Below are 11,971 nucleotides of genomic sequence, written 5' to 3'. Positions count from 1 at the left end.
GGATTTGATGACCATTGCCCGTCTGGTTCGCGACGGCCGCGCTCGCACGCGCAGCGATGTTGCCGATCAGTTGTCCATGCGGCCGACCAGCGTGTCCGATCTGGTCGGCGAGCTGGTCGACAAGGCCATCCTGCACGAGGCTGTGATCAAGCTCAAAGGGCGCGGCCGTCCCGCCGTGGCGCTGCATTTCAACGCGCGCCGGTTTTGCGCGGTCCTCATCAGCGTGATCGACCGAAAGCTCGTCGCCAGAGCCGTCGACATGGATTACGGCGTGCTGCTGGAAAAGTCCGTGGAACCGCTGCGCGATGCTGGAAACGCGGAAATGGCTGCGTGTTTTCAGGATCTCATTGCAGGAATCGCGGAAGCCCTGCCGGCGGGCGTCGAGCTCGGGGTGGTGGTGCTGTCTCTCTCCGGTGTCCTGGACGTTCCGCGCCGGATGTGGTGTTTCTCCTCACGCTGGCCCAATCTCCAGAACCTTCAGATCTCCGATGCCCTTGGGCATCTTCCGTGGGACATCGTGCTGATCCGCAATCTCGACGCCGAACTGGCCGGAATCCGGCTCAAGGAACGGTTGGACGAAAGCGAAAACACTCTTTTGCTCCATTGGGGTTACGGCATTGGTGCCGCGTTCTGCAGCGGTGGATCGGTCATCAACCGGGATCGGGGACGGTTCTGCGAAATCGGCCATTGGGGACTCGGGGATGCAAAGGGGCGCCCCTGCACCTGCGGCAATACGGATTGTCTGGAAACGGTGGCGGCACTGTGGGCGTTGCGTCCCGCCCTGAAGGCGGATTATCCGGACCTGCCGCTCGACGAACTCGGTCTGGCAGCGGAAATCCGGCATCTCGACCTGCAGGACCATTCCCTGATCCGTGCCGGATTGACCCAGGTGCTGCGGCTGACGGCGAACCTGTGCCGGATCCTGTTTCCCGACCGGATCATCCTGACGGGACCCTTCGTGCAGAATCCGGAGATCTTCCGAGAATTCGTCGACGCTATCGGGGGCTCGCCGCTGATCAAATCGGTCGACCGGATTCGGGTGTCTGTTGGTGAAATTGATCGCGGACGGGAAGCACTGGGCGCCCTGAATGCCCCCTTCGATGATCTCCTCAGGAACTTCCTTGCCGGAAACCGTGACTGATGCGGAACGGTTTCCGGATTGCAAGGCGATTCAGGTGCTGTAGACGGCCTGATCCGGCTGGGCAGCGAGCAGGGCGGACTTGAGCTTTTCCATCGCCCGGCTCTCGATCTGGCGCACACGTTCCTTGGAAATACCGAGTTTCACCCCAAGCGCCTCCAATGTGGCACCTTCTTCCGAAAGCCGCCGTTCGCGGACGATCTTCAACTCCCGCTCGCTGAGGACCTCCAGTGCTGAGGAAAGCCAGCGGTTGCGGCGTTCGGTGTCTATTTGCCCGGTGACGATCTCGTCCGGCAACGGGTCGTCCGAAACGAGAAAGTCCTGCCTGTCGGCACTGGAGCCCTCGCTGTCGGTGATGGGCGCGTTCAGCGAGGTGTCCGGTCCGGACAACCGGGCGTTCATCAGCGCAACATCGGACTGTTTGACGCCTATCGCATCGGCGATCTTGCGGTGCAATTCGCTGTCCGTAAGCGGTGTCTGGCTGTTGGAGAGTTTCGCCCGCAGACGACGCAGGTTGAAGAACAGCGACTTCTGGGTGGAAGACGTTCCACCGCGCACGATGGACCAGTTGCGAAGGATGTAATCCTGTATCGAGGCCCGGATCCACCATGTCGCGTAGGTTGAGAAACGCACTTCCCTTTCCGGCTCGAAACGTGCGGCGGCTTCCAGCAGTCCGACATGCCCCTCCTGGATCAGGTCGCCCAGCGGCAGACCGAAGTTCCGGAAGCGCGCGGCAACCGCGATCACCAGACGCATATGGGACAGGGAAAGCTTTTCAAGTGCCTTCTCGTCCCGATCGTCCCGCCATCGGTAGGCAAGTTGCAGCTCCTCTTCGCGGCTGAGGTAAGGGGCCTTCATCGCTGCCCGCACAAGCTGCCGTTTTTCGCTAAAGGACATGACCAACACTCCGATATGTTATCGGGGGATTACGTAGCGATGGTCAGGTTAGATCACTTCGACCCTCCTTTGGGACCGTAAGTGTGCACTTCTGCGTGATAGGAGCGCGACCTGGACAGGTGTAATGTGCTGAAAAGAAAGAAGGGTCCGGAGAGATCCGGACCCTTCTTCAATTGCTCAAGGCAAGAGCCGCCAATCGGTCAGGCAGCTTCTTCCTTGCCGTCATCTTCCTCGGCTTCGGCGGCTTCCGCTTCAGCTGCTGCCGCCGCCTTCAGGCGGCTCGGAGACTTGGCCAGGTTCTGTTCGATCTGCTTGACCGCCTCGGTTTCCGAGCACTTGTTCACGGCCGCGATCTCGCGAGCCATGCGGTCGAGGGCAGCTTCATAGAGCTGGCGTTCGGAATAGGACTGCTCCGGCTGGGTGTCGGACCGGAAGAGATCGCGGACAACTTCGGAGATCGAGTTCAGATCGCCCGAATTGATCTTCGCTTCATATTCCTGCGCACGGCGGCTCCACATGGTCCGCTTGACGCGCGGCCGGCCACGGACGGTTTCGAATGCCTTCTTGACCGCTGCGGGGTCGCCGAGCTTGCGCATGCCGACGGACACGATCTTGGCGACCGGGACACGCAGGGTCATCTTGTCCTGTTCGAAAACGATGACGAGCAACTCCAAAGAGTGACCGGCAACGTTCTGTTCTTCAATGGCGGTAATCTGGCCGACTCCGTGGGACGGATAAACGATGTACTCGCCGGTTTTGAAACCTTGACGCTGCGCGGTCTTTTTGGGATTCGTTGCCATATTTATATTCTCTCCTGCGCAGTTGATCGGTCCGGTCAGGACCGGGGACGGACCGCGGTGCGGTCCCCTGTTCTTTTGTGACACGCATCCCGTCGAGGCGATCCGAAGTGGAACGCCTGTGGATGTGCGGCGTGTCAGGGCTGGTCAGTCGTCAATTTCCACCTTAAAACCTTGTTCACTCATCAGAGCTGCCGGGACCTCACGCTGTCCGGTAACTTTGCGGCCGGGACGCGTTTAGAAGACTCCGTTTTATGGGGTTATTCTCGTGGTTGGCGACTATTGCTGTTTATAACATACTTTTGTGGAAAATTAAAGTGTTGCGCTTTTGTGGTGCGCAAACGGCACAGATCGCCATCGCGAGGCGATCTTCCAGGTACCTGAAACATCTGGCGGAATCGCTGCGTTCCCGCGATTTCGTCAGGCTTGTGTCACTTTGTATCGGCAAGCATCGCGCGAATCACTTCGGAAGTTCCGGCGAGAAATACTGCGCGAGTTTATTTTCCTTGCCGTCAAACTCTTCCGCTTCGGGAAGTGCATCTTTCTTTTCGGTAATGTTCGGCCACTTTTCCGAGTATTCGGCGTTCAGCTCGATCCACTTTTCCAGGCCGGGTTCGGTGTCGGGCAGAATGGCCTCGGCCGGACATTCCGGCTCACAGACACCGCAATCGATGCATTCGTCCGGATTGATGACGAGCATATTCTCGCCTTCATAGAAGCAATCCACGGGACAGACTTCAACACAGTCGGTGTATTTGCACTTGATGCAGTTGTCTGTGACGACGTAGGTCATCGGTATCCTCACTCGGTGCCGGTCCCGGGGGGGGACAGGTTCGGCCTTTCAGCTCCGGTCCGGCAGTTCCTGGCGCGGCCTGCTCGAAATTGGAGCCGCAACGTTAAATCTCTTGTCGATGTTGGGTATCGTTTTTGGCAAGCGCGTGCAAGCGCACAGGATGACGCAATCCGCGATGATATGAGAAAGTTATTCTGTTTTGACGCGCATTACGAGATTTAGCCCTCATTGTCGCCGCGCCAGGCGTCGATCTTGCGTCTGTCGCGCTTGGTCGGGCGGCCCGCACCGGCTTCACGCAGCGCCGGATGGGAAGGCTGTTCCTGCCTGGGTGGCGGCGGAGACATGTCCTCATAGAGCTTGCGGGCTTCCTCGAAAGGTCCACGGCGGGTGCCGAGCGCGGCGACCTTCAGAACGAGAACCCGCCTGTCCAGGGCGACTGTCAGCACGTCGCCTACCTTCACGGCCTTACTGGGGGTAACGACCTTGTCGCTGTTGACCCTCACGTGTCTCGAGGAGATCAGCTTCTGCGCAAGAGAGCGGGATTTGGTGACCCTGGCGTACCAGAGCCACTTGTCAATGCGCAGTCCGCCACCGGCGGCTTGTGGGTCGGGCGCAGGAATTACTTCTTGTCCTTGTTGTCCATGTTCGCCTTCAGCGCCAGCAGTGCCGCGAAGGGTGAATTGGGATCAATCGGCTTTTCCCTGGGGGCCTTGTCTCGCCGGTTGCCGCTATCGGAGCCTCTTTGGCCGCCATGCTGACCGCCATGTTTGCCCCCGTGCCTGCCCTCGGCCTGGCCGCCCCCGCGGTTGCGGTTGGGGCCGCCCTTGCCGTGGCGCTTTTCACCCGCACCCGCCTTGTAGTCCTGTGCCTTGCGGTCCCCGCCACGGCGCTTGTCCTGGCGGCCGCGCGGCCGCCGGTCATGACGGCCGGGCCGCCAGACTTCAATGGTGACGGTTTCCATAGCGACGTCAGCCGCAGCAGTCTCTGAAGAGGCCTCGGTGTCCGCTGCTTCATCCTGTGTTTCGGCAGGTGCCTCGGCAGATACTTCACTTGGCGTTTCGGTCACGTCTTCCGAAGGAACCGTTTCTCCGGGAGCTTCGGCTGCAGCGGGCTCTTCCTCCACGTCAACCGCTGCTTCGGCAGCCGGTTCATTCGCCTGTGGTTCTGCAGCCCTGGATTCCGGTGTGTCCGTCGCGGTTGACGCAGGTTCCGTGGTTTCCGGTGCTGCGGCAGGCGTCTCGGTCACGTCGGTCTCGGCCGTGCTTTCGGCCGTGCTTTCGGCAGGAGATGCGGCCTGCGCTTCCGCAGCAGGTTCGGCAACGCTTTCCGGCGCCGTTTCCGCTGATGCTTCCGCAGCCGGTGCCTTGTCCTGCTCCGCCGCCGGTTTCGCGGCCACCGGACGCTGCACTTCTTTTGTTTCCACCCGGTAGCCGAGGGATTTGAGAACGGCGGTGAAATCCTCGCCGGCGCAGCCGAGCAGGGACGTCATGGCAACGGTCACCGTGAACCCGCCGCCCTGGGCGATTGCTCCGTCTGGAGGGCTGACGTCCGCGTCCAGCGGCTTCCAGGCGATCAGGGGCCGGATGAGGTCCGCGAGGCGTTCCAGAATGTCGACACGCACCGCCCTCGGGCCGCAGACGCGGAAGCCGACGACCTTGTAAAGCGCCTTGTCGATGGTTTCGTCGACCGGGATGGACGTGCGGCCGGAAGCGGAAAGCTGCGGCAGCTCGGCCATGCCGTTCATGTCGAGAGAGCCGTGCTTGAGAGCCCAGAGCTGGGCAAGAAGCTGGCTCGGCGCGGGTTTCAGCAAGGCAGGCACGAAGATCGTATAGGCGCCGAAACGTACGCCGAACTTGCGCAGGGACGCGCGCATGTCCTGGTCGAGCTGGCGAATTTCGTCGGAGGCGTCCTGACGCTCCAGAATGCCCAAACCCTCGACGATCCTGAAGGCAATGCCACGGGCCAGGCCTTCAAGGCCTTCGCCGGTCTTCAGATCGGCCAGCGGTTTCAGCAGCGTATCGACCTGTGCCTTGATCCACAGATCGATGCGCGCCTGCACCGCGTCGCGGGCAGGGCCCGTCAGGTGTTCATCGGCAAGCAGCAGAACCGTCGGAGACAACACGTCCTCGCCGGCGACCAGTTTGGCGACCGGTTCACCGCGCCAGCGAACCGCGCCTTCCGAGGTCAGCACGAAGTCGCTGTTTTCCGACTTGCCCAGCTTTTCGGCGCGGGATTCGATCTCGGTGGTCAGGGCCTTTTGCGCGGCAGCACGAACCGTCTTGCCGTCGGGGCCTTCGGCCGCCGAGTCGGGGGCAAACCGGAAGCCAAGCAGATTTCCGATGTGCTGACCTTCGACGAGCACATCACCGCTCGAGGTAATTTCCGCTTCCAGCATTGCATTCTCTCTCAGACGTCGCATCAATACACTTGTCCGCCGATCCACGAACCGCTGGGTCAGCCGTTCATGAAGGGCGTCAGATAGTTTGTCTTCAATGGCGCTTGTCTCGCCTTGCCAGTGGGCCGGATCGGCCAGCCAGTCAGGGCGATTGGCGACATAAGTCCACGTCCGGATGTGAGCAATCCGGTTCGCGAGAGTGTCGATATCACCATCTGTGCGGTCTGCGAAGGCCAATTGACGTTTAAACCAGTCGTCGGCAATTGCGTTGTCCTGCATCAAATGCGTGTAAATCGTGTTCAGCAGGTCTGCATGGTTCGCCGGTGCGATCTTGCGATAGTCCGGGACCTGACACACGTCCCATAACAATTCGACCGCTTTTGCCCCTCTGACCATGTCGGATATTGCTGAATCGCGCAATAAATGTTCAAGAGCGGTGATATCGTCCCCTGTGGGCGTTCTCGCCAGACCGTCTTCCGTGGGGACCGTATCGAGGCTTCGCCGCAGCGTCGCTGCGGATGAAAAATCCAGCGCACTGTTGCGCCATTGCAGCACTTTCAGGCTGTCGAAGTGGTGACTTTCGATCTGTTCGACCAGGTCGTCGCTCAGTGGATCGACACGGCCGGTCACTCCGAAGGTACCGTCCCGCGTGTGCCGTCCGGCGCGTCCGGCGATCTGTCCCATCTCCGAGGGCGTGAGCTGGCGGTACTGATATCCGTCATATTTGCGGTTGCCCGCGAAGGCGATGTGATGGAGGTCGAGGTTCAGACCCATGCCGATGGCGTCGGTGGCGACGAGATGGTCGACATCACCGTTCTGAAAGAGTTCCACCTGGGCATTCCGGGTACGCGGGCTCAGGGAGCCCAGAACGACAGCCGCCCCACCCCGCTGTCGGCGGAGCAGTTCGGCGATGGAATAGACCTCGTCCGAGGAAAAGGCGACCACGGCGGAGCGGGCCGGCAGCCGCGATACCTTTTTCGAGCCCGCATATTCCAGAACGGACATGCGCGGTCTCGTGACGACATTGAGGCCCGGCACGAGTCTTTCCAGAAGCGGACGGATGGTCGCCGCGCCGAGCAGCAGGGTTTCCGATCTGCCGCGCAGGTTCAGGATCCGGTCGGTGAAGACATGGCCGCGATCCAGGTTTCCGGCAAGCTGCACCTCGTCGATCGCGACGAATTCCGTATTCAGGTCAAGCGGCATAGCCTCGACCGTGGACACCCAGAAACGAGGGTTTTTCGGAATGATTTTCTCTTCGCCGGTGATCAGTGCCACTGCATCCGTACCGGCCCGGTCGGCAACCCGGCCATAGACCTCGCGCGCCAGAAGGCGCAGCGGAAGCCCGATCAGCCCGGACGATTGCGCAAGCATGCGCTCGATCGCGAGGTGGGTTTTTCCGGTATTGGTGGGTCCCAGGACCGCCGTAACGGTGCGGGACCGTGCTGACGGCGGCAGCGGCAAGGTTTGAGGACGGAGCATGGAAATAGTCGTGACCGGCTTTCTTGGGGCGCGTCGCCTATATCTGGTGCAGGGTGTCTACCACAGGCAGGAGGGACGTGTCCCCTTTCTTTTCGGAGACGGGAGGGGATTCTCCGGGGTGGAATAATCTGTGGAGAACGACTCTGGAACAAACCGTAACCGAATCGGCGACTCCGCGAGATTCAGGATTTGTTCCCTACGAGATGTGGTCTGTGAAGCGTAATACGCCACGAAATCGTGAATCAGGTCAAGGATTTGAGGCTGGGTCGCGGCTTTGCGGTGATTTGCTCCAGAGCCCTGTCAAGTCTTAATTTCATGATAACCGGCCGACCGGTGAGGTTGGCTTCGGCGTTAACATCCGGACACAGGGGGAACGAAAGCCGGACGAATCGCTGATTCAAGGGTGTTTTGGTTCTGTTCTCACAATATCTGGTAGGGTGCCGGCCCTCCATGCGCAGGGGATCACTCCCGCCGGCCTTGCGTGACGGTCTCCCGAGCGGGCGGGGTCAGATATCTGTGCTGAAATGAACCGTTCTCCAGATGCGGCCGGCCTTTCGGAGGAAGTGCCGGCATCTGCATGTCTTTTTATGTTGCACCGCAAATTTATCGAAAGCTCAGTTGCTGCGGGAACTTCGGCAAAATAGTCTAACGCTTTCCGGGAGTTGGCGGAGCAGGTGCAAAAACAGGGTGTGGGCCGGATCGGGCGGTTCAGGTCGCGTCATGTTGCGCGCCTCTTTTCAATTGCATCCGTCCAAAGTAGTAATCTTGCCGATACAGGCATTGTTTTTAGATAAATTCAGGGAGAGGGCGTTTGGCGATAGCTAAAATTCTCGTTGCAAACAGGTCCGAAATCGCGATCCGGGTTTTCAGGGCCGCCAACGAGCTCGGTCTGAAGACCGTGGCGATCTACGCCGAACAGGACAAACTGGCGCTTCACCGGTTCAAGTCGGACGAAGCCTATCAGGTCGGCAAGGGTCTCGGTCCGATCGAAGCCTATCTGTCCATCGACGAGATCATCCGTGTGGCCAAGCTTTCCGGCGCCGATGCGATCCACCCGGGATATGGTCTCCTGTCGGAAAGCCCGGAATTCGTCGATGCCTGCGAAGAGGCCGGCATTATCTTCATCGGGCCGAGGTCCGAAACCATGCGCCGGCTCGGCAACAAGGTTGCGGCGCGCAATCTGGCGATCGAGGCCGGAGTGCCGGTGATGCCGGCGACCGATCCGCTGCCTGACGACATGAACGAGATCAAGCGGCTTGCCGCAGGGGTCGGCTATCCGGTGATGCTGAAGGCGTCCTGGGGCGGTGGCGGACGCGGCATGCGCGTGATCCCGGACGAAGCGACGCTGGAAAAGGAAGTTCTGGCGGCCAAGCGCGAAGCCATGGCGGCTTTCGGCAAGGACGAGATCTACCTGGAAAAACTGGTGCAACGCGCGCGGCATGTGGAAGTGCAGATCCTGGGGGACGGCCAGGGCGGGCTTGTCCACCTGTTCGAGCGGGATTGTTCCATTCAACGCCGCCACCAGAAAGTGGTCGAACGTGCGCCCGCGCCATATCTCGACGCGGAAAAACGCGCAGAACTGTGCGCATACGGTCTGAAGATCGGCCGGGCCGTGAATTATCGCGGCGCGGGAACGGTCGAGTTCCTGATGGATGCCGATACCGGCTCGGTCTATTTCATTGAAGTCAATCCGCGCGTTCAGGTGGAGCATACGGTGACCGAGGAAGTCACGGGTATCGACATCGTCCAGGCGCAGATCAAGATCGCCGAAGGATCGAGAATCGGCACGCCGGAAAGCGGTGTGCCGGAGCAGGAGAATATCCACCTTAACGGAAATGCCCTGCAGTGCCGTATCACCACCGAGGATCCGGACCAGAATTTCATTCCCGACTATGGCCGCATCACCGCCTATCGCGGTGCGACCGGCTTCGGCATCCGTCTGGACGGGGGCACTGCCTATTCCGGCGCGGTGATCACGCGTTTTTACGACCCGCTCCTGGAAAAGATCACCGCCTGGGCGCCGACCGCGGAGGACGCCCGCAAGCGCATGGACCGCGCGCTGCGCGAGTTCCGTATTCGCGGTGTGGCGACCAACCTGGTGTTTCTGGAAAACATCATCGGCCACCCGGATTTCAAGGCCAACAATTATACGACCCGTTTCATCGATGACACGCCGGCGCTGTTTCAGCAGACCAGGCGCCAGGACCGGGCCACCAAGCTGCTGACCTATATCGCCGACGTCTCGGTCAACGGTCATCCGGAAACCAAGAACCGGGCCCGGCCACCGCAGGATGTTGCGGCTCCGGTGGTGCCCGATTTCGGCGATGCCAGACCGTCAGGCACGCGGCAACTGCTCGATGAGCTGGGGCCGAAAGGCTTTGGCGATTGGATGAAGGGTCAAAGCAGGGCCTTGATCACCGATACGACCATGCGCGACGCGCATCAGTCGTTGCTCGCCACACGCATGCGCAGCCATGACATCGTCAATGTCGCGCAAGCTTATTCCGCGGGTCTGCCGACGCTGTTCTCACTGGAATGCTGGGGCGGCGCGACCTTCGACGTGGCCATGCGCTTCCTGACAGAAAGTCCGTGGGAGCGCCTGCACAAGATTCGTGAGAAAGCTCCGAACATCCTGCTTCAGATGTTGCTGCGCGGCTCCAACGGGGTCGGGTATACCAATTATCCGGACAATGTGGTCCGGTTCTTCGTTGCCCAGGTGGCTGAAAACGGCATCGATCTCTTCCGTGTCTTCGACTGCCTGAACTGGGTGGAGAACATGCGCGTGTCTATGGATGCGGTCCAGGAAGCAGGCAAACTGTGCGAAGGCGTGCTGTGCTACACCGGCGACCTCATGGACAGTGCCCGGCCGAAATACGACCTGAAATACTATGTCGGGCTCGCAAAGGAACTGGAAGCCGCCGGCGCCCATATTCTCGGACTGAAGGACATGGCCGGCCTCATGAAGCCGGAAGCGGCGAAGATCCTGATCCGGACGCTGAAGGAAGAAGTCGATCTGCCGATCCACTTCCACACCCACGATACCTCCGGCATCGCCGCGGCAACCGTGCTGGCGGCCGTCGACGCGGGGGCGGATGCGGTCGATGCGGCGATGGACGCGCTCTCCGGTCTCACATCCCAGCCTTGTCTCGGCTCCATCGTCGAAGCCTTGCGCGGCGGCGAGCGGGACACCGGCCTCGATGCCAGGGCGATCCGCCAGATTTCCTTTTACTGGGAGGCCGTGCGCACCCAGTACAGGGCTTTCGAGAGCGATCTGCGTTTCGGCGCCTCCGAAGTCTATCTGCACGAAATGCCAGGTGGCCAGTTCACCAATCTCAAGGAACAGGCGCGCTCGCTTGGTCTGGAAACCCGCTGGCATGAGGTTGCTCAGGCCTATGCGGACGTCAACATGATGTTCGGGGATATCGTCAAGGTGACGCCTTCGTCCAAGGTGGTCGGCGACATGGCACTGATGATGGTCAGCCAGGGTTTGAGCGTGGCCGAGGTCGAGGATCCGTCCAAGGATGTCGCCTTTCCCGACAGTGTCGTCCAGATGCTGCATGGCGATCTCGGGCAATCTCCCGGCGGCTGGCCGCAGGACCTGCAGAAGAAGGTCCTGAAAGGCGAAAAGCCGATCACGGTGCGGCCCGGTTCGCTGCTGAAGGAGGCCGATCTGGACGCGGAACGCAAGGAGGCGGCGGAAAAGACCGGGCGCGAGATCAGCGACACGGAACTGGCGTCCTATCTGATGTATCCGAAGGTGTTCACGGATTTCGACAAGGCGCAGCAGCAATACGGCCCGACGTCTGTTCTGCCGACGCCGGTCTATTTCTACGGCCTTGAGCAGGGCCAGGAGATATTTGTCGATCTGGAACCCGGCAAGACCCTGGTTTTGCGCTGCCAGGCCATCGGCGAAACGGACGAAAAGGGTGAGAAGAAGGTCTTTTTCGAACTCAACGGCCAGCCGCGCAGTGTCAAGGTGCCGGACCGGGTACATGGCGCGACCGGCGCGGCAGCCATGCCCAAGGCGGAAGACGGCAATGCCGCCCATGTCGGCGCGCCGATGCCGGGCGTGATTTCCACCGTTGCGATTGCCGCAGGGCAGGACGTGAAGGCCGGTGACGTACTGGTCTCCATCGAAGCCATGAAGATGGAAACCGCGCTGCACGCGGAACGCGACGGCAAGGTCAAGGAGGTTCTGGTCTCGCCGGGCTCCCAGATCGACGCCAAGGATCTTCTGGTGGTCTTCGAGGCCTGACGCCAACAGGCCGGACTATGACCGTCGAAAAACTCTCAGCGCCGTTATTCCGGACGGCCTGCAGCGATAGCTGCATGGCCAGATCCGGGATTGTTCGCTGGCGATTGGGTTACGCTCCCTTGCAGCGGGGGGGCACCCCGGGCGCAGCGAAGCGGAGACCCGGGGCCCACTCGCGGTGCTGCTTGCTGAAGCAATGGCGATTGTTCATCGGTGGCCG

The 11,971-nt window shown here is 60.8% G+C and carries 7 protein-coding genes; 2 read left to right on the top strand and 5 right to left on the bottom strand.

Features of this window, described 5'->3' with window-relative positions; translation table 11 throughout:
* Window positions 1–7 precede the first annotated feature (7 nt).
* On the top strand, window positions 8–1,141 hold the full coding sequence (locus OA90_RS05125) for an ROK family protein (RefSeq protein WP_068408203.1): 1,134 nt from the start codon (window positions 8–10) through the stop codon (window positions 1,139–1,141).
* 30 nt (window positions 1,142–1,171) lie between these two features.
* Here the strand turns inward: OA90_RS05125 and OA90_RS05120 are convergent, their stop codons facing one another.
* The 5 genes from OA90_RS05120 to OA90_RS05100 all read right to left on the bottom strand — a co-directional run bounded on the left by OA90_RS05120 (window position 1,172) and on the right by OA90_RS05100 (window position 7,499).
* Complete coding sequence (locus OA90_RS05120) at window positions 1,172–2,035, bottom strand: RNA polymerase factor sigma-32 (protein ID WP_068408201.1); 864 nt, start codon at window positions 2,033–2,035, stop codon at window positions 1,172–1,174.
* A gap of 200 nt (window positions 2,036–2,235) precedes the next feature.
* Complete coding sequence (locus tag OA90_RS05115; RefSeq protein ID WP_068408186.1) at window positions 2,236–2,835, bottom strand: CarD family transcriptional regulator; 600 nt, start codon at window positions 2,833–2,835, stop codon at window positions 2,236–2,238.
* Window positions 2,836–3,292: 457 nt separating this feature from the next.
* Entirely contained in the window at window positions 3,293–3,625 is a 333-nt protein-coding gene (fdxA, locus tag OA90_RS05110) for a ferredoxin FdxA (RefSeq protein WP_068408184.1), read from the bottom strand.
* 218 nt (window positions 3,626–3,843) lie between these two features.
* On the bottom strand, window positions 3,844–4,245 hold the full coding sequence (locus tag OA90_RS05105; protein WP_068408183.1) for an RNA-binding S4 domain-containing protein: 402 nt from the start codon (window positions 4,243–4,245) through the stop codon (window positions 3,844–3,846).
* Window positions 4,245–7,499: a helicase-related protein gene (locus tag OA90_RS05100; RefSeq protein WP_068408180.1), complete on the bottom strand. Its 3,255-nt coding sequence runs from the start codon at window positions 7,497–7,499 to the stop codon at window positions 4,245–4,247. Before OA90_RS05100 ends, OA90_RS05105 begins: the two co-directional genes overlap by 1 nt.
* A gap of 811 nt (window positions 7,500–8,310) precedes the next feature.
* Between OA90_RS05100 and pyc the strand changes: the two genes are divergently transcribed.
* Entirely contained in the window at window positions 8,311–11,754 is a 3,444-nt protein-coding gene (gene pyc / locus OA90_RS05095; protein ID WP_068408178.1) for a pyruvate carboxylase, read from the top strand.
* The last annotated feature ends 217 nt before the right edge of the window (window positions 11,755–11,971 follow it).

This window comes from Labrenzia sp. OB1 (assembly GCF_001624695.1).
In the GTDB taxonomy this organism is placed as follows: Bacteria; Pseudomonadota; Alphaproteobacteria; order Rhizobiales; family Stappiaceae; genus Roseibium.
Note: the sequence above shows the minus strand (reverse complement) of the source record. Positions and strands in the feature narration are given on the sequence as shown.